Raw genomic sequence first — 18,835 nt, 5'->3', positions numbered from 1 at the left:
CGTCTTCCTTGCCGATGTGGTGCACGGTTCCCCATGCCTGAGCGCTGCCTTGCGCTCGCTGTGTGATCATCTTCGAGGCCAACAAGGCTTGAAGTCAAGACTTGAACTCAATAACTCGATAACCGTGATGATTGCGTTACTTCTCGAAGTCAACGGGATCACGATGTATCGTACGGGTGTGCAGCACACGCAAGCGGCAACGGGGTCGCAGACATCGTTGCGCGAGGCGAACCGTGCTCGCGTCGTCGGTGCTGTGCAACAGCACGGGTCGCTGACGCAAGTAGAGCTAGCGGGAATCACCGGTCTCTCGCCAGCGAGCGTCTCGAATATCGTCACTGAACTTGCCGATGCCGGCATACTCGATACGAGTCCCTCGATTCGGTCGGGAAGAAGAGCACGGCTCGTTACTCTCGCCCGTTCTATCGGTGTTGTCGCAGGAATAGACGTGGGCGCGCGATCGATGAGCGTCGCACTAGCCGACACGTCAATGCGGATCTTGGCAACGGAAACATTGCCTCTGGCGCCTGACCACCGTGCAGACATGAGTTTGCAACGTGCCGCAATGCTCGTGCACGAACTCGTCGAGTCTGTCGACGCATCGGCCGATGAGCTGCTCGCTGTCGGTGTCGGTGTTCCAGTGCCGGTCGACGTTTCGTCGGGCGTGGTTTCGTCGTCTTCGTTGCTTCTCGGATGGGATGGAGCGGCAGTCGCCGACGTGCTCGCCACCGTCTTGCGAGCGCCGGCCGCTGTCGACAATCACGCCAATCTCGGCGCGCTCGCCGAGGCTCGATACGGTGCCGGCGTGGGCCGTGACCCCGTCGTCTACGTCAGCGTTTCACACACCATGAGTGCCGGCATCGTCGTAGACGGAAAGCTACTTCACGGGCGCCGAGGTGCCGCCGGCGAGCTCGGACACATGATCGTTGACGAGCGCGGAGCCGTATGCAGGTGCGGCAATAGAGGGTGCCTCGAAACTGTTGCGGGTTCGGCCGCGCTTCTCAGAATGTTGAGCGTAAGCCACGGTCACCTCACCCTCGACGATGTGATCGCGCGGGGCCTCGACGGTGATCCTGGATGCCAGCGCGCAATAGCCGACACCGGGCGAAGCCTCGGGGCGGCGATCGCGAACGTCTGCAACCTGATCGATCCCGACATTGTCGTGATTGGGGGCGATCTGGTCGCATCAGGCGAGCTGCTCCTTGCGCCGCTGCGAGAGGCCGTGCAGCACAACACTCTGGCGTCGTCTAGCGGCTATGCAGACGTGGTCGCTGCGGAATTCGGCCGTGAGGCAGAGCTGCGCGGAACGCTCGCCGCCGCGCTCGATCGTGCGCGGGCGCTCGGCGTGCTGGGGGTCATTTCATGAATCAGGTAACCCGTCGAATCTTCGCTGCGGTCTTCGGCGTCTTCATTCTCGGCACACTGGCCGGATGCGTGGGCAGTGCGGCAGAGTCGCCTGCCGGCACGATCGGGCTGCTCCTGCCCGAAGCGGGCGTGTCGAGATACGAGACGTCAGACCGACCCGTGTTCGAAGACGTCGTTGCCAAACGGTGCCCCGAGTGCGATCTGTTGTACGCGAACGCTGGATCCAGCGCGGCGCGCCAACAAGAACAGGCAGAAGCCATGCTTGCACGCGGTGTAGATGTGATCGTGATCGACGCAGTCGATACCGTCGCCGCAGAGAGCATCGTGGTCGAAGCGTCGCGCCACGGAGCAGATGTCATCGCCTACGACCGATTCATCGACCACCCAGATGTCGATATCTACGTGTCATTCGACTCCGAACTCATCGGGAGAATCCAGGCCGATGCCGTCGTCGCGGCTCTACCGTCGGACACCGACGAGGTGCCGGGCCTCTTGCTGGTGCATGGTTCACCGACCGACCCGAACGCCGCAGCCCTGCGGGCAGGCGTGCATCAAGCCCTCGAAGGTGCCAACGTCGAAATCCTCGGTGAGTTTGAGGCCCCTGCGTGGAGCTCTACCCAGGCACAAGAGTGGGTCTCGGGGCAGCTAACGCAGTTTCCGGGTCGAGTCGATGGCATCGTCGCCGCCAATGATGCGCTCGCTGGCGGCGCCATCGCAGCGCTGAAAGCGGCAGGCGTCGATCCCGTTCCCCCCGTGTCGGGACAAGATGGCGAACTTTCAGCGATTCAGCGCATCGTCGATGGCAACCAGCTGATGACTGTCGCGAAGGCAACCGATGATCAAGCACGCACGGCGGCAGAAATTGCCGTTCGTCTGCTCCGCGGCGAAGATCCCGCCGCTCCCAGCATGATCTTGGGAATACCGAGCTTCGTGCTCGCCCCCACGACCGTCGAACAGGGCGATATCGAACGGGTGATCGTGCAGGGTCGCGTGCACTCACTCGAAGCCATCTGCACTCCCGACTATGCCGATGCCTGCGTGCGCGTCGGACTCATTGACAAGGAGATCCAATGACGGCTGTCGTCTCAATCGAAGGCGTGTCAAAAGACTTCGGCGCCGCGCAGGCGCTCATCGACATCGACCTGCAGATCAATGCGGGCGAAGTGCTCGCGATCGTTGGTGACAACGGGGCGGGAAAATCGACCCTGATGGGAGTGGTCTCAGGGGCGATAGCCCCCTCTGCTGGATTGCTACGCGTGGATCAGCGACCGGTGAAGTTCGGGTCGCCGGCCGATGCGCGAGTCACCGGAATCGTGGCTTCTCCTCAGGGCCTTTCGCTTTGCGAGAATCTCGATGTGGTCGAGAACCTCTACCTGGGCCATGAGAACGTAGCGAAAGGCTTGCTCGACGAGGTGAGCATGGAGCGTGGCGCCCGGGTCGTGTTAGACAGCCTGGCAGCGCGTATTCCCGACGTCCGCGTCCCCGTCCACGCACTTTCTGGTGGCCAACGTCGCAGCGTGGCAATCGCACGCACGCTTCTCGGTGATCCGCGAGTCATTCTGCTCGACGAGCCGACCAATGCACTCGGAGTGCGCCAGACTGCGCAGATTCTCACGCTCATCGGCCGACTGCGTGCGCGTGGTCTCGCGGTGGTGCTCGCGAGTCATTCAATCACTGACGTTCTCGCGGTAGCTGATCGAGTCGCTGTGCTGCGCCTCGGCCGCCTAGTTGCAGAGTACGACGCGGCAGACATCACGGCGGAGCAGTTGCTCGGAGCGATCACGGGGGCAACTGCACCGACCAGCCCGGGTGCGACCAACAGGGGACGGACGCGAGCATGAACCTTGCCGAGTCCTGGCGAAGAATCCGAGATGGCGAACGGCCTCTAGTTCCCATCATTGCGGCGCTCTTCGTGATCTGGATCATTCTGGGAATCGCGTCGCCCACATTCTGGACACCTGAGAACCTCGTCAACCTCTCACTCCAATCGGTGTCGACCGGCATCATCGCCCTGGGCGTCGTGATCGTGCTTTTGATCGGACAGATTGATCTTTCCGTGGGGTCAGTGAGTGGTCTCGCCGCCGCCATTGCAGCGGTGGCAGCGACTTCGTTGGGCTGGAATCTCGCGCTTGCCGTGCTGGCCGCGCTGCTTGCAGGCTCAGTCATCGGATTCATCTACGGCATCCTCATCGCCCGGGTTGGCCTGCCCGGGTTCGTGCTGACGTTGGCGGGTCTATTGATCGCCGTCGGCATTCAGTGGCAGATTCTCGGCGACGCCGGTTCGATCAACATGCCGTTCGACTCTTGGCTGGTGCGATTCAGCCAAACGGCATTCGTGCCGAACTGGCTCGCATGGGTTTTGGTCATAGCCGTAACAACCGGCATCACGCTCACGCGATTCATCGAACGGCGACAGCGCCTTGTGGCTGAGCTCCCCGCCGAAACGCCTCTAGCAATCGCACTCAGAGGAATCTTGATCGCGGTGATGCTTGCGATTCCTGTGGCGTATCTTTCGCAAGAGCGCGGAATCGGGTGGAGCGTCGTACTGTTCATCGCTCTCGTGTGGGGCACCGACATTCTGCTGCGGCGAACTCGATGGGGCAGAGGAATTCGTGCAATCGGCGGCAACCCGCAGGCCGCGCGGTTGGCTGGTGTGCGAGTGCAAACAATCGTCGTCAGCGCATTTGTGGCCTGTTCGACACTCGCTGCGCTTGGGGGAATTCTCGGCGCGGGCCGCCTTGCCGCAGCCAATCAAAGCTCGGGCGGCGGTGAGGTCTTTCTCATCGCGATCGCCGCCGCAATCGTCGGCGGCACGAGCCTCTATGGCGGACGAGGAAGCGCATGGTCGGCGTTCATCGGGATCTTGGTGATTCAATCTATTGCCAACGGATTGACGCTGATCGATCTCGACGCTTCGGCTCGCAACATCGCGACGGGCCTCGTGCTGGTGCTCGCGGTGACCATCGACACCTTGCTCAGCAGACGACGAAGCCCCTTCGCGGGATCAACAAACGGCACTTGACCCTGGTCGCGCAGCCACCTTGGCGCACCGCGCAGCATATGCAAGAATCTGCGTATCAATGCAGGTTCGAAATATGCTCTGTCGGCTGAGAGCGAATACGTTGAGCTCGCTGTCGAGGTGTTCTCGATGCTCGCGGATGCCACCCGGATCCGCATCATCCTCGCGCTGCGTGAGCAGGAGCTCTCGGTCAACCACCTCGCAGACATCGTCGACAAGTCGGCCCCAGCGGTGTCGCAGCATCTGGCGAAGCTGCGTCTCGCGCGGATCGTGTCGACGCGGCACGAGGGCACCAGGGTGTTCTACCGGCTCACGAACGAACACGCCCGGCAGTTGGTCGCCGACGCGATCTTCCAGGCCGAGCACACGCTGAGTAACGACCCCGCCCACCACCGCGCCGATCACCCAGCAGCGCGCTGATGCTGCGTGTTCTGCGCAACACCACCTACGCCAAGCTCTTCTCCGCGCAGGCGATCGCCCTGGTCGGTGTAGGCAATCCGCTCGTCGGTCGGGACCAGATGAACGGAAGGTTTCGCCTTCCTGAGTAATACCTGCATGCTCCAAACCGCCATCCGATCCGCTGCGGATGACCGTCGTGCGAGAAAATACCGAACTAGTCGCCACCCGCCGAAGCCTCCCGGCGGCGGCTCCGTCTGCCTCGCCGCTTGCTGGCGCTGATACCGCCTCGAGGAACGTCCTTTTAAAGCACACCCGGCCGCTGCGTTCGCGCATCGTCAGCCAACTGGCGGGCTTCGGTTTTGTCGGAGCGTTGGCCTTCGTGGTCGACATCGCAACCTACAACCTCGTGCGCGCGACCGTGCTGCAAGATTCGCCGATCTGGTCAAAAGTGGTCAGCGTCGCGGTCGCCACAGCTGTCGCTTGGTTGGGCAACCGGTACCTCACCTTTCGACGTGAGCGCTCACCCCAGGCCTTTCGCGAGGGCGTGCTTTTCGCCGTGGTCAATGTCATCGGCTTGTTTATCGCTGCAGGCTGTCTCTTCATTTCGCACTACTTGCTTGGATTCACCTCTCAGCTCGCCGACAACATCTCAGGCAACGGGGTCGGGCTTGTTCTCGGTACGACCTTCCGCTTCGCTGCCTACCGGTGGCTGGTCTTCTCGCCGCGCTCGCGCACGCTGCGCCTGACGCACTCCACTCATCGACCGGTCCGCACGGACTCTGGAGCTAACTCGTGATCATCACCCGATACAACATTGCACCCGTCGCGGTCCAACCCGACTCCGACCCCGCCTCCGAACCGCTTCTGACCCCGATCGCTCCCGCGCCAGGACAACAGCCTTCGAACGGCACCGAGGTTCTGGTGCCCATCGATTCGGGCACGGCGTTCACCGGCGGACTTCTTCCTGACTGGTCGTTTGGAGAGTGGGCCGCCTACAGCGGAATCGTTCTGCTGGCGCTCCTACTCACCGCGATTGCTACGACAACTCTTTGGTGGATGCTGCACGCTTGGCGCTCAGCGGATGACTTGCGGGCGACCCAGTTCAGCGCATCGCCTCGCCCCGCCCGGCACCGATTTACACTCCTGGTGCCGGGGCGCCACGAAGAAGAAGTCATGGGTCAAACCCTGGATCGTCTTGCCGAGCAGGATCATCCCGACTTCGAGATCATCGCGATCGTCGGCCACGACGATCCAGGAACCGAGCTGGTCGTGCGAGAAGCCGCAGCCCGCAACCCTCATCTCATCAAGGTGGTCGTCGATGACAGCGTGCCCAAGAACAAGCCCAAAGCACTGAACCGCGCCCTCCAGATCGCTACGGGTGACGTCGTTGGTGTGTTCGACGCCGAAGACGAAGTGCACCCCGGACTGCTGACTGTCGTCGACTCGAAGTTTCAAGAGACTGGCGCCGATGTGGTGCAGGGCGGCGTTCAGCTGATGAACTTCGAAACAAGCTGGTGGTCGCTGCGCAACGTGCTGGAATACTACTTCTGGTTTCGCTCCCGTCTGCACTTTCATGCTCGTTCGAAGTTCATTCCTCTGGGAGGGAACACCGTCTTCGTCACTCGCGAACGCCTCGAATGGTCGAAGGGCTGGGACGACCAGTGTCTCGCGGAGGACTGCGAGCTGGGCGTGCGTCTTTCAAGCGACGGCGCGAAAGTGGTCGTGGCGTACAACCCCGAGTATGTGACCCGCGAAGAGACGCCACCGACCCTGAAGTCCCTGTACAAGCAGCGCACACGCTGGAATCAAGGCTTTTTGCAGGTGCTCGGCAAAGGTGAGTGGAAGAAGCTCCCGACGCTTCGTCAGCGCATGTACGCCCGTTACATGCTGAACATGCCGTTTCTGCAGGCCGCGACTGGCTTGCTGATTCCGATTTCGATCGCCTTCATTCTGCTCGTCAAGGTTCCCACTGCGGTCGCGCTCATCACGTTTCTTCCGCTGATTCCTACGGTGATCACCCTTGTCGTTGAAGCCGCCGGGCTCACCGAGTTCGGCCGGATCTATGACAAAAAGGTGCGGATGCGCGACTACACGAAGCTCATCCTCGGTCTGGTGCCGTACCAGATCTTTCTCGCGGCAGCTGCCGTCCGCTCTGTTGTCCGCCAGCTGCGCGGCGATGGCAGCTGGGAGAAAACCGAACACACGGGGGCGCATCGTGACGCTGCGGTTACGCCAGAATCCACCGCCGTGCCCGTATTGGCCACGACTGGCGCATCGGAGGCGAAGTGATGACGACGCTCGACAGAAACCAAACGACTTTAGCGACACCGATCTCGAGCGACGACGTCACCTCAGCCGCTGACGCGCGCCCGGCATCACGCTGGCGCACTCGCGTGACCGACCTCGTGTGGCTGCTCCCCCCTCTCGCGCTCGGGATGCTGATCAATGCGATCAACCTGGGCGGTTCGCCGCAGCGCATCGACGATGAAGGAACGTACACAGCGCAAGCCTGGGCTCTGGGCAATCTCGGCGAGCTCACTCACTACACCTATTGGTACGACCACCCTCCGCTCGGCTGGATCCAGATTGCCGGCTATGCAGGCCTCACTGGCGCTTGGGACCGGCACGATGTCGCAGTCGTTGCGGCCCGCGAAGCGATGCTGGTTGCCACCGCTATCGCTGGCATCTTGCTCTGGTTTCTCGTTCGGCGCATCGGCTTCGCGCGTCTGACCGCGTCGATGGCTACGGCTCTGTTCCTGCTTTCACCGCTCGCGGTGCAGTTTCACCGGCAGGTGTATCTCGACAACATCGCGACTGCGTGGCTACTGGGCGCGCTCTTGCTCGCGATGAGCCGACACAAGCAGCTCCTTGGATACATCGCAGCGGCCGCGGCTTTCGGCATTGCCGTGCTTACCAAAGAGACCTACCTGCTCGCACTACCTCTCGTGGCCTGGCTCATGTGGCGCGGCGCTGACCGAACGACGCGTCGCTACACGCTCTCTGTCGCATCGGCAGTGCTCGCGCTCGTCGGTCTGGTCTATATCGCGTTCGCTCTCGTAAAGGGCGAGGTGGTTCCTGGTGTGGGGCGAGTCAGCCTCTTTGAGGGTCTCGCATTTCAGCTCGCCTCTCGCGAGGGCAGCGGCTCGCTGTTCGACCCCGAGAGCCTCATGTCTCGCACTATCGGCCTGTGGTGGCAACTGGACTCCGTGTTGATTGTGGCTGCCCTCACCGCAGCTGTTGCGGCGCTGTTTGTGCGACGTCTGCGCCCGTGGGCGATTACGTTGTTGGCGCTCACAGCATTCATGTTTCGTGGCGGCTATCTGCCGGTCCCGTACGTCATCATCCTGCTTCCGTTCGCAGCAATCGTTGTCGCCGGCATGGCGCAGGTTGCCGCAGAACGACTCCGTGCGCGCACGGGCAAGCACCGGGTGTTGTCGCGCATTGGCGGCGGACTCGTGGCAGCAGGACTCGTGATGGCCCTTGTCATTGCCGCGCCGCTATGGACCGCACAGCTGCGCGGCTTCTTGCTGGCCGACCTTGACGAGCCGCTTCGCGACGCAGAGACGTGGATGGTAGAGAACGCCCCGGGTGACGCCCGCATACTCGTTGACGATGCGATGTGGGTGGATCTCGTGAGCGAGGGGTTCACTCGCGAGAATGTCGTCTGGTATTACAAGGCCGACACAGACCCCGACGTGCAGACCCTCGCTCCCAACGGGTGGCGCGACTACGACTATGTGGTCACGACTGATTCGATGCGAACGTTTCCGACGGAGTTTCCAACGGTACGGCAAGCCATCGACAACAGCGTCGTGGTGGCCTCATTCGGCGAGGGCCCCCAGCAAGTAGACGTGCGTTTCGTCGACGGCGAGCAGTCGGGACTTGAGCAAGCGAGCGACGATGGCCTGTACGCGGCGCGCTCGATTGCCGGTCAACAGCTCTTGCGCAACCCTGACGTGGGCGTACCCGCCGAGGAGCAAGACCTGCTGACAGCGGGCGTAATCGACGCTCGCATCCTGCTCTCGCTCGCACAGCTAGCGGCAATCGGGCAGATCGACATTGCGGACATCAGTCAGCTCGACGGAGATCCATCAGGGGTGTACCGGCAACTCACGATCAGTTCGTTCGCAGGCGAAGATGCGCGAGGCGACGCACTCGGCTCTGACGCCGCGCTGCGCTTCTTCGACTCTCTGACCGGCACACTCGCACCCCTCTCGGCAGACCGCAGCGACGCCGGAGTAATCGTCACCTTCTCGCCGGTCGAACCACTCAACCTGCTGCCGCGGCCCGCGGCATGACTCAGGTTCGGACGACTGCACAAACCGACCGAACCTCGAACAAAGGAAGATCATGACTCACCACATCTCGCCCCACAACTCCGTATCTCGTCGTTCGCGGCGCCGGCTTCGCGACCTCATTCTCGCGACCGCGGCCGTCGCGCCCTTCGCTCTCGGCCTTGCGATCGCTCCCGCAGCAGCCGCCGCCCCCGCCGATCCAGGCGGTTGGGCGCGGGTCGCGCATCTCTCCCCCGACACCAAGTCCGTCGATGTTCAGATGACGGCGCTCGCAGGCGGTGCGGTGGTCTACGAACTCGAAGACGTCGCCTACGGGGCAGTGAGTGAGTACATTCCGCTTGCCGAAGGCACATACGTCGTATCGATGGTTCCCTCGGATGCGGCCGACGATGCCGAACCGATCGTGCAACAGTCGGTCGATGTCTCGGCGGGTGGGCCGGTTACGGTCGCCGCCTACGGCAAGAACGCCGATCTTCAAACGGTCGTGTTCAACGACGATCTCTCTGCTCCGCAGCAAGGTGAGGCGCGAGTTCGGGTGGTACAGGCATCAACGGTTGAACCGACCGTCGATGTGGATACCGCGGAAGGTGCATCTATCGCACGATCCGTACCGACCGGTGTTGCCACCGGCTACGCCGCGGTGCCTGCCGGATCGTGGGATCTTGAACTCACGGGTTCCAGCGAGGTGTCCACTGTTACCGTCGACTTGCTGGCCGGATCGGTCTCTACGCTCTTCGTACTCGACACCGCTGATGGTTCTCTCACCGCGCGGGGGGTGACAGATTCGGCGACTCTCGCTGACATGCCGGTCGGCGGCATCAACACCGGCGGAGGCGGCGCGGCCAACCAAACGGATGCCGCAACAGCCTTCGCAGCACTCTCAGTTGCGCTGGGCATGGTTGCGCTCGGCCTCATCGTCGTCAACCGTCGAAGCGCCGGGGCAACAAGATAATGAGAGTCCGGCGCACGCTCACGGCCGTTGCTACGGCCATCACTGTTGTTCTGCTGGCCGCGGCATGCTCGGGGCAGGTCGCTGACTCCCCTCCAGATGAAGACACCTCGACGGCAGAATCGTTTCTTGATCTCTACGTCGACGACGGTCGCGTGGTGCGCTTCGACCAGGGTGGCGACACTGTGAGCGAAGGGCAGGCCTACGGACTGCTCCTCGCCGTCGTCGCTCGCGATGAGAACAGCTTCGACCAAATCTGGGACTGGACCACTGAGAACATCCAGCGCAACGACGGATTGCTCGCGTGGCGCTGGGAGAACGGTTCGGTGGTTGACGATGAGCCTGCTGCTGACGCCGACCTCGACGCGGCACGTGCGCTGGTGCTCGCTGGCAACGCATTTGATCGAGACGACCTGCGTGAGGACGGCATCGCGCTCGGCGACACCGTGCTCAATGAAATGTCAGCTTCGACCGAAATTGGCCGAATCTTGCTGCCGGGCCTCTGGGCAACGACCTCACCACATGCCTACAACCCGTCGTATGCGTCGCCGGTGGCCTTTGCAGTTCTAGCGGACGCATCCGGCGACACTCGCTGGACCGAGTTGTCCGAAGGAACTCGGGCAGCGACTGAAGCTCTGCTGGATTCCAACGCCCTGCCCACAAACTGGGCCACTGTCGCGACCGATGGGTCAGTCGCGATCGCCGGTTCGGCGAACGGGGATGGCGAGCCAGGCTACGGCTACGATGCCACACGCACTTCGATCCGATTCGCCGAGTCGTGTGACCCCGCCGACACCGCTCTCGCCGCCCGAATCGCTGCGGCTTTGCCTGACGATGACGAACTCGTTGCAGAATTTGACTCCGGCGGAGGACCGGTGACGAGTGACCAGCACCCGATCGCTTACGCTGCCCGCGCCGCCGCCTACGCAGCGGACCAACAGTCAGACGCTGCCCACGCCGACCTCGCCCGAATGGTTGAGACAGCCGTAGCAACACCTACCTACTACGGCGATGCATGGAGTGCGCTTACGACAACAATGCTGACCGACGACACTCTCGCAGGTTGCCAGCCGCTCAACGCATCGGCGGTCGAGACTTCAGCCTCGAGCTCGGGCACGGGCAGTTTTCAAAATCCTGTGCCAGAACAAGCGGCGTCTCGCGCGGTTCCTGAACACATTTCGATCCCCGCGATCGGCGTGGAGTCTGACCTGATCGGCCTCGGTCGCGACGCGGTCGGCTGGATCGAAGCACCAACTAACTTCGATGACGTCGGGTGGTACGAAGACGGAGTTGTCCCCGGCGCGATAGGTCCAGCAGTGATCGCCGGTCATGTCGATTCGCCGGCAGCACCAGCCGTCTTCTACGACCTTCCCACGCTTGTTCCCGGCGACAGCGTCTCGGTGTCTCGCAGCGACGGAACCACTGTGAAATTCGTCGTCACCAGCATCCAGACGGTTGAAAAAGAGACCTTTCCCACGGCATCGATCTACGCCCCTGTCCCCACCCCTGAGCTACGCATCGTCACCTGCGGTGGCGCCTGGGACCCCAACACCGGCCATTACGTCGACAACGTCGTTGTCAGCGCTGTCTCTATCTGAAACACACTTCAACCGCACGAAAGGTACTGATATGAACACCACGCTCACAATCATTCCCACCTACAACGAGCTCGAGAATATCGAGGGGGTTGTAGGCCGTGTGCTCGCGGCCGGACGGTCTGACGTGCTGGTCGTCGATGACTCTTCACCCGACGGTACTGGCGCCCTCGCGGACCGCCTCGCGCTGACGCATGCTGAGGTCTCGGTGCTTCACCGCACCACGAAGGAGGGCCTCGGACGCGCCTATCTGGCGGGGTTCGCGTGGGGGCGTGATCGGGGATACAAGGTGCTCGTGGAGATGGATGCTGACGGCTCACACGAGCCGGAATCGTTGCCCGCGATGCTCGACGCTCTGGAAACGGCCGACATCGTGCTCGGATCGCGCTGGGTTCCGGGAGGGAGCGTTGTGAACTGGCCGTTGCATCGGAAGATACTCAGCCGCGGTGGAAATCTCTACGCGCGCCTCGCTCTCGGCATCGACGTGCGCGACGCGACCGGCGGCTACCGGGCATACCGTGCGAGTGCCCTTGACGCGATCGGTCTGGATGGTGTTGCTTCGCAGGGCTACTGCTTTCAGCTCGACCTGCTCTGGCGTGGGCTTGAGCGAGGGCTGCGCGTCGTGGAGCTTCCCATCACGTTCATCGAACGAGAACATGGCGTCAGCAAGATGAGCGGAAACATCGTTCGTGAGTCGCTGTGGAACGTCACGGTATGGGGTGTGCGCCGTCGCGCGACGGCGGTACGCGAAATGGTCTTGCACCACCGCCGCCTACCGTCGGTTCGAGCGACCACGCGTCGCCTCGCGCCCTCGTGAGCAGCTTCTCAATACGCTGGGGTCCCTTCAGCTGTTGGGTGCTAACGTGACGACGGAAATCATCACCACGTTGGTGTCTTCTGGCAGATTCCACGTTGAGATCGGTGCGCGATAGCTGACTATCGAGGCAAGAGCTCGATCTTCGGCGTCAGACATGAAAGTAGTCGCAGAAGGGTCTGCGGAGGCTGTTTCAGAAACTAGAGAAAACGCACCATTCTCGAGGTCAGTCCTAGCGCTCGCGGTGATGCGGTCAGCTTCATCCGAAGAGGACGTGAGAAACACGGACGTTTCGGATCCAGGATCGCCTGCGAACACGCAATCAGCATCGCGGAGATCCAGTAAGCGCTGCGTTGCGGGAGCACTTTCGGCCGTATCCGTCACAGCGAGCGTGTCAGTATGTGTCACCCACTCAGACAATGCTTCCGTGCACGTCGGCTGCTCCACTGACTGGGAACATCCCGTTGCTACAGATGCAAATACGGTCATTGTTGTGGTGGCCAGAACTGCCTTCTTCACCAAGGTCAGCGGCCCAGATGCCTCATTGCCCTTCATTCGGTCGACGGTATCGCGCCTGCCCGCTAGATGCGAGCAATGAAGCCACTGATCTGGGATTCTAATAGGCTATTTGGGCCAGCGTCACCGTGAAGCGCCCTGGGTCTGATGGAGACTCGCGCTATTTGATTCGCACCGGCTGATCGCGGTCGGCTTGGACAGCATAGGCTTGCTCGAACTCGGCGGGTGGGAGATCGCCGAGGTAGCCGTGGAGACGCTGCGTGTTGTGCCCGTGCACCCATCCGAGGGTCGCGAGCTCGAGGTCCTCGATGCTCTTCCCACGGGCCAGGGCATGCGGGTCCGCGGACGAGTTCGGCCTTGTAGTAGCCGTTGACCGTCTCGGCCAGGGCGTTGAAGCTCCTATAGTTGTCGACTCCTGATTTCGCCGGTCCTGGGGTTCGCTTTGACGAGATGGTAGACCCCACGGAGGGACTGCTGCACGAGTAGGTGACATCTGATCTGGCTTGCCCTGGAGGGCCGGCCTTGAAGGATGTTGCTGCAAAAGACTCCGTCGCCCGCCCCATGACCCTGCAGAAGTGGTTGCAGCGTTCGAAGATCGAAAGTAGTTCCGCGCGCCGCCCATCGAATTCGAGACCATCATGAACACGACCGTCGCACCGGCGGCGGGACTGCAACCTGTCACCTATCCGGGCAGCAGTCTCCCGAAGCCTGCTGCGCTGTTGACTACAAGCAAACAGGCTTGCTGTGTGTGAGACCGGGGGATTCGCACTCTCGGTGCCGACCTTCATAGTGCCGAACTGTTCGTCACGCGGGTCGAGGATTCGCAGAATGTCAGCGACTAACTCGGGAACCCGAGCGATATGCTCAACGGCCTCGCGGTTGCGAACGTGGCAGAAATGGCAGATTTCGTGGCAGAAACGAAAAGAAGCCTAGTTTGATCAGGTCTTTCTGTGGCGGAGACGGAGGGATTTGAACCCTGGCTTCACGCCTACAGTTATCTAGGCTCGCGTGCGGTGACGCATGATTACGCGCATTCGAGCGGGTTTAAGCGTCTCTTCGACTACGTTCAACGACGTTGAGCGTTGTTCAAGTAGACGCAAATGAGACGCACGCGAAACCGACAAAGAACCACCTCCAGCGGTGGTAGATGGTCCCGATTTCAGCTGGCATCTCTGCCCTTACGTCCGGCTACATCACCGGTCATCATCGCTTGCTGCCAGCAAGAATAGCCCCTGCCCGCCGGTCGGTCGCCGACAAATGAGGCTTCCCGATCCGAAGCGATCGAGCACCAAGCACGAGGGTCAGCGAACGGAACTGCCAGTGATCGCCAGCGATCACTGTGTAGAGACACTCTCCGAAGGCCCCGTGGACCGTGCTCTCAACCTGAATGCTCTCCTCGGATTCGCTCACAGAGCACGTCTCCGTGCTGTCCGATTCGAGGCCATCCCAGCTCAGCAGTATCATGAATTCATAGTGTCGGGCGAGGTGACTGATGTCACGCTCTCCCGCCCGCAATCCGTCCGGGTTGCGGGCTTTTCGTTGCCGTCCGTTCGACACGCTCGGCGCGCGCCAGCCTGGCCGCGGCCTTCCCCGACTAGGGCGTGTCTCCTATTCGACTGACCGGGGGTCGTCGATCTCGCTGACCAGCTCATACGACGATGGTCGCGAGGATCTCTTCGACGACCTCAGCGGGCTGCTTGTGGGTTGTGTCGATGCGCAGCTCATCGGTGAAGCCGGCCTGGTCGAGAGCGCGCGCCAACTCGGGGTGACGCTGGGTGTGCCAGTGCAGCGCCGCCTCATCGTCGTCATGTCGTCTGGTCAATCGTGGGAGCACTGCGTCGGAAGTCGCTGTCAGGCGGACATGCAGCAGCCTTGTGGAGGCCAGCGCAGCAGTGTTGCGCTGCAGCTCGTCGAGAGTTTCGACGACAGTGGCGACCACGAGCACGCGTGCGCCGGCGCGTCGGAAGTTCGAGGCGATCGCTTGCATGTTCTCCAGAGCGAGTGTGGTTCGGAATGGGTCACTAGGTGGCGCAGGCCATGATCGGCGCAACCAGTCGACGTCGATGACCGCGCCGGGAATGCCGCAACGCTCCAACTCGCCACCGAGCCTGTCGGCAGCGGTTGTCTTCCCGGTGCCGACGCTGCCGTTGATCAAGACGGTGTCGAACGTCGCGATGGGCATTGTCCAACGGTATCGGTCGTCAGCGCGCGTCGCCCGCGAGTCGGGTCCAGGTGAGGATGGCGCACAATGTGACGCCTGCACGGTAGGTGATGGCGAGTTTGTCGTATCGCGTCGCGATGCCGCGCCATTGCTTCGCGAGCGCGAAGAACCGTTCGACGACGTTGCGCCCCCTGTACGCATCAACGTCGAGGCCCGGCGGCCGCCGACCCCTACTGCCTCGCCGTTTCCGCGCAGCGGCCTGGTCGCGCTTGTCGGGAATGACGGTCTTGATTCCCCGCCGCCGCAGCTCGGCACCGATCACACCAGTCGCGTAGGCGCGATCTGCGAGCACCGCGTCTGGCGGGTGCGTGGTCGTCCTGAACCGAGTCGTGGGACGTGGATCTCGGCGAGGACGTCGGCAAGCATCGCACCGTCGTTGCGCTACCCTCCGGTGACGATCATCGCCAGCGGCCGACCGTGCCCGTCGACCGCCTGATGGATCTTCGTCGTCAGCCCACCGCGGGAGCGGCCGATGCCGTGACCAGGCGGTTCAACCTGGTGCCAGGGCAGATTCTTGTGATTCGATCCCGCCCCCCTGTGTCCTGCTCGGGGCGCGTGGTGTTCGTCGCGTGCTGATGCGCCCGGGCAATGGTCGCATCCACCGACACGGCCCAGTCGATCTTCCCCGCCACGTCGGCCTCAGCGAGAATCCGCGTCAGCACTCGATCCCAGGTGCCGTCGCCAGCGTATCGACGATGCCGCTTCCAGAGCGTCTGCCACGGACCGAACTCATCGGGGCGACTGCGTCGTCGTACACATCGAGTGTCTCCCCTGACAGCATCTTTGCCGCGAGTTCGTCGACCTGGGCCGCCGGTACATCGTTTGAGAGAAGCGAGGCTCGCAACTCATCGTCCGCGGAGATGTCCGCGCGTGGATCCGCGGCGGTAGTTGCGCCCGCTGCACCCGCGCCACCCAACGTCAGCGACGCGACTCCAAGCACAGCACCTAGCGCTAGTTTTAGCCTTCTCGACATGTATTCACTCCAGTTTCGTATCTCGTTCGCCGCGAGAGATTGACCTGCGGCTTTGCAGAATGAAACACGCGTGGCGACCTGTTTGTCAAAGTCGCCGCGCAGGGACGACTTGACTCCAGGTACGGTACGGTCGGTACCCTCGGGAAGATGGATTTCTACCAGATACTTGTCGCCATCCTCGCGCCGCTGTTCCTGCTCCTGGTCGTCGGCCTTGTCGTCCTCACGCCCGTGTTGGCGCGACGGCGGAAGAACTCTCATCACCACACAACATCGGACCGCTAGCATCTCTCGGTCGGCCCGACCGGGAGTGTCACGCCATCGGCGGCGATCGCGCTTGATGCACACGGTGGGAGCCCCCGATCAATCCTTGTCTAGCGGCGAGGTCAGACCCTGTAGCGGTCGGCCGACAGAGGGGTGCCGTCGCGGAGCATGGTGCAGCGAGCGTCGGAGTGTCGTAGGGGCGAGGGCGCCCGCCGAGTCTCGCAGACTGTCCATTTCGCTGGGAGAACACCACCTGTGACGGGTGGCGCACCCCCTCGGCCCCGGACGACCGGGAACCCGCGGAAGTCCACGTCCAACGAGGGCACAGCCCTCACGAATCCGCCGTGCGAATCGGTCGCGAGGGTCCCCTGGGGGTCCCCACTTGGGGACCCTTGGGGGACCCCAGTCGCCAAATCGGGCTTCTCAAGCAATGCCAGTCAGAACGCAAAATCCCTGGCTAACCAGGGATTTTTTCGCGGAGACGGAGGGATTTGAACCCCGCCGCTGCATGGTCCTTCCGGGTGCGCTGACGTGCGATGGCGCATGTTTGCGCGGATTCACGGCGATTCACGCGTTCGTTCGAACACGTTCAACGATGCTCAAAGTGACTCGAGTGTTCGCAAATTCTTCGCACGAGTTCGGACCATGCAAGCCAGATTCTTTCGTCGAGTTCGCTCGGCCGCTGGCGAAGTTTAGCGAGCGCACGTGCGATAGAACTACATACCCGGTTGCTGCGGTAGTCGCCGTTTGGCGCGCTCCTCGTCGGCTTTAAGGATGCCGTTCTTGACAGCCGTGCGCATGATCAAATACCCAATCCAGATAGTGAGCGCGAGCGTTCCAAAGTACAACACAATGAAGAAGATGATCGCGCCGATCCCCAGACCGGCATACATCCCCGAGTAGTCGCTGTCCATGTTCTTTTCCGTTCCGACTTCAATTAGACGAAGACTATTGCCCGGGTCAGACAGTGGTTTCACGACTCTTCTTCAATGACTCAAGTGCCGTGCGTTCGTTTCCACGTAGGTATTCGTGCGGCATCGCGCGACTCGTAGGCATCGATGGCTTGACGCGGCGTGAGGTCGAAGGTCGTTTCCTCATGGTTCGCGAGGGCTGTGAGGCGCATGGTGAACCATGCCGTGATGCCGCCGGGCGGCGGTGCATCGAATCGGGGAAATGGCGGATCACCACCCGCTGACTGAAGCCACTTCGCGGGCATTTCCGGGTCCAGAGCCATCGTCCTGGCAAGACCGACAAGGTCTGCCGTTCCAGACGACACAGCTTGTGTTGCTTCGTCTCGGAACTTGAAACCGCCGGTCACCATGAGAGGCGTATTGGTCACTTCACGCGCCTGTCGGGCAAAGTCCAGAAAATACGGGCCCGAAGATCGCTTCTCAGAACTCGCCTCAGCACCTGGGAAGTACGTCCCACCGCTGAGGTCAAGAAGATCGATCGCTTCATCCCCCAACAGCGACACGACAACCAGAGCCTCATCCTCGGTCAGCCCGCCAGCAAGCTGGTCGCTCGTATTGAGCTTGACACCGATCCCGAAACTCGGCCCGACCTCGACACGAATCTGCTTCACGATATCGGTGAGGATCCGAGATCTGTGCTCGATGCTGCCGCCGTAGTGGTCCGTTCGATGATTGAACAGTGGCGAGAGAAACTGGCTAAGCAAGAACCCATGGCCCGCATGCACCTCGACGCCGGAGAATCCGACGGACTGCGCGTGGCGCGCAGCGCGCGCATACACCTGAGGTAGAGCCTCGACGGCAGCCAGAGGAAGCTCGCCGCAGTGCAGTCCATCTATGTGCAACTCCGACGGACCTGCAGCGGAAGAGATCGGAGACCACGCCAACGCACCGGCATGGCCGAGTTGCGCCCAAACATGGGCCCCACTCTCAGAGCCTGCAAGCGCAAGCTGACGCAGTCGTTCATCATCAGAACCGGGATGCAGCACAAGGTTGCCCGGGCGTTCAGGATAGGCCGGGTCGACCTGCACCTCTCCTACCAGCAGAAGTGCAGCCCCACCCTGGGCCCAGCGCCGATACAACTCGACCTGCGCAGCACTCGGATCCCCCGTGCCATCGCCCAAAGAATCCGACATCGCTGCCTTCACGATGCGGTTCTTCAAAACAAGGCCGCACGGTAGTCCCAGCGGTGCACCCAGAACTTCAACCGGTCCCAGCTCGCCACCGTCAACGCTCATCACCTCAGGCTACGGGGTGTCGCTGGATTGCTTGTGGCGGATGAGAGTGAGGAGAGTATCGAAATAGGCCCTGAAGCGACATGGGCGAGAATGTGGACAAATGGTTCGACTCGCACGACGAGACAACACTTGTCATCCTCGACGGCGACCTCATCGTCGACGTTCGCGGGAACGGCGAGTGGGCACTCGGAACGCGAGACGTCTTGTTTCTGCATGGCCAAGTCC

At 62.1% G+C, this 18,835-nt stretch carries 17 protein-coding genes and 2 pseudogenes; 12 read left to right on the top strand and 7 right to left on the bottom strand.

What is annotated here, in order from left to right:
* The first annotated feature begins 178 nt into the window (after nucleotides 1–178).
* From SJY18_RS10990 to SJY18_RS10935, 12 genes are read left to right on the top strand one after another with little or no spacing between them, the layout of a single operon-like run.
* Nucleotides 179–1,363: an ROK family protein gene (locus SJY18_RS10990; RefSeq protein WP_396667587.1), complete on the top strand. Its 1,185-nt coding sequence runs from the start codon at nucleotides 179–181 to the stop codon at nucleotides 1,361–1,363.
* Complete coding sequence (locus SJY18_RS10985) at nucleotides 1,360–2,436, top strand: substrate-binding domain-containing protein (RefSeq protein WP_396667586.1); 1,077 nt, start codon at nucleotides 1,360–1,362, stop codon at nucleotides 2,434–2,436. The genes SJY18_RS10990 and SJY18_RS10985 overlap by 4 nt, the downstream gene beginning before the upstream one ends.
* On the top strand, nucleotides 2,433–3,203 hold the full coding sequence (locus SJY18_RS10980) for an ATP-binding cassette domain-containing protein (RefSeq protein ID WP_396667585.1): 771 nt from the start codon (nucleotides 2,433–2,435) through the stop codon (nucleotides 3,201–3,203). The genes SJY18_RS10985 and SJY18_RS10980 overlap by 4 nt, the downstream gene beginning before the upstream one ends.
* The gene (locus SJY18_RS10975; RefSeq protein ID WP_396667584.1) at nucleotides 3,200–4,384 is read left to right on the top strand and encodes a sugar ABC transporter permease; all 1,185 of its coding nucleotides are present in this window, start codon (nucleotides 3,200–3,202) and stop codon (nucleotides 4,382–4,384) included. The genes SJY18_RS10980 and SJY18_RS10975 overlap by 4 nt, the downstream gene beginning before the upstream one ends.
* A gap of 48 nt (nucleotides 4,385–4,432) precedes the next feature.
* The gene (locus tag SJY18_RS10970) at nucleotides 4,433–4,801 is read left to right on the top strand and encodes an ArsR/SmtB family transcription factor (protein ID WP_396668911.1); all 369 of its coding nucleotides are present in this window, start codon (nucleotides 4,433–4,435) and stop codon (nucleotides 4,799–4,801) included.
* The gene (locus tag SJY18_RS10965) at nucleotides 4,801–4,929 is read left to right on the top strand and encodes a hypothetical protein (RefSeq protein WP_396667583.1); all 129 of its coding nucleotides are present in this window, start codon (nucleotides 4,801–4,803) and stop codon (nucleotides 4,927–4,929) included. The genes SJY18_RS10970 and SJY18_RS10965 overlap by 1 nt, the downstream gene beginning before the upstream one ends.
* A 38-nt stretch (nucleotides 4,930–4,967) precedes the next feature.
* Nucleotides 4,968–5,576, top strand: a complete 609-nt coding sequence (locus SJY18_RS10960) for a GtrA family protein (RefSeq protein WP_396667582.1) — start codon at nucleotides 4,968–4,970, stop codon at nucleotides 5,574–5,576.
* Nucleotides 5,573–7,069 carry a glycosyltransferase gene (locus SJY18_RS10955; protein ID WP_396667581.1) on the top strand — a complete coding sequence of 499 codons (1,497 nt, stop codon included), beginning with the start codon at nucleotides 5,573–5,575 and terminating at the stop codon, nucleotides 7,067–7,069. The genes SJY18_RS10960 and SJY18_RS10955 overlap by 4 nt, the downstream gene beginning before the upstream one ends.
* Nucleotides 7,069–9,078: a phospholipid carrier-dependent glycosyltransferase gene (locus SJY18_RS10950; protein WP_396667580.1), complete on the top strand. Its 2,010-nt coding sequence runs from the start codon at nucleotides 7,069–7,071 to the stop codon at nucleotides 9,076–9,078. The genes SJY18_RS10955 and SJY18_RS10950 overlap by 1 nt, the downstream gene beginning before the upstream one ends.
* A gap of 52 nt (nucleotides 9,079–9,130) precedes the next feature.
* On the top strand, nucleotides 9,131–10,027 hold the full coding sequence (locus SJY18_RS10945; protein WP_396667579.1) for a DUF4397 domain-containing protein: 897 nt from the start codon (nucleotides 9,131–9,133) through the stop codon (nucleotides 10,025–10,027).
* Complete coding sequence (locus SJY18_RS10940; protein WP_396667578.1) at nucleotides 10,027–11,622, top strand: class F sortase; 1,596 nt, start codon at nucleotides 10,027–10,029, stop codon at nucleotides 11,620–11,622. The genes SJY18_RS10945 and SJY18_RS10940 overlap by 1 nt, the downstream gene beginning before the upstream one ends.
* Before the next feature lie 31 nt (nucleotides 11,623–11,653).
* Nucleotides 11,654–12,436: a polyprenol monophosphomannose synthase gene (locus SJY18_RS10935; protein WP_337337120.1), complete on the top strand. Its 783-nt coding sequence runs from the start codon at nucleotides 11,654–11,656 to the stop codon at nucleotides 12,434–12,436.
* 27 nt (nucleotides 12,437–12,463) lie between these two features.
* Here SJY18_RS10935 and SJY18_RS10930 read toward each other — a convergent pair whose 3' ends face one another.
* The 7 genes and pseudogenes from SJY18_RS10930 to SJY18_RS10900 form a co-directional block, all read right to left on the bottom strand.
* Nucleotides 12,464–12,988 carry a hypothetical protein gene (locus SJY18_RS10930; protein ID WP_396667577.1) on the bottom strand — a complete coding sequence of 175 codons (525 nt, stop codon included), beginning with the start codon at nucleotides 12,986–12,988 and terminating at the stop codon, nucleotides 12,464–12,466.
* Between the two features lie 121 nt (nucleotides 12,989–13,109).
* A pseudogene (locus SJY18_RS10925) lies at nucleotides 13,110–13,341 on the bottom strand (integrase core domain-containing protein); the annotation flags it as partial.
* Between the two features lie 1,256 nt (nucleotides 13,342–14,597).
* Nucleotides 14,598–15,131, bottom strand: coding sequence for a hypothetical protein (locus tag SJY18_RS10920; protein WP_396667576.1), 534 nt, complete (start codon nucleotides 15,129–15,131; stop codon nucleotides 14,598–14,600).
* A 19-nt stretch (nucleotides 15,132–15,150) separates the two neighbouring features.
* Nucleotides 15,151–15,904: pseudogene (locus SJY18_RS10915) on the bottom strand (IS5 family transposase); the annotation flags it as partial.
* Entirely contained in the window at nucleotides 15,826–16,401 is a 576-nt protein-coding gene (locus SJY18_RS10910) for a hypothetical protein (protein WP_396667575.1), read from the bottom strand. The pseudogene SJY18_RS10915 and the gene SJY18_RS10910, both read right to left, overlap by 79 nt.
* Before the next feature lie 719 nt (nucleotides 16,402–17,120).
* Complete coding sequence (locus tag SJY18_RS10905; protein ID WP_396667574.1) at nucleotides 17,121–17,318, bottom strand: hypothetical protein; 198 nt, start codon at nucleotides 17,316–17,318, stop codon at nucleotides 17,121–17,123.
* A gap of 80 nt (nucleotides 17,319–17,398) precedes the next feature.
* Nucleotides 17,399–18,610 carry a hypothetical protein gene (locus SJY18_RS10900; protein WP_396667573.1) on the bottom strand — a complete coding sequence of 404 codons (1,212 nt, stop codon included), beginning with the start codon at nucleotides 18,608–18,610 and terminating at the stop codon, nucleotides 17,399–17,401.
* Between the last annotated feature and the right edge of the window lie 225 nt (nucleotides 18,611–18,835).

The organism is Microbacterium sp. R86528, assembly GCF_044596335.1.
Lineage (GTDB): Bacteria > Actinomycetota > Actinomycetes > Actinomycetales > Microbacteriaceae > Microbacterium > Microbacterium marmarense.
This window is presented reverse-complemented; position numbering and strand designations above follow the sequence as displayed.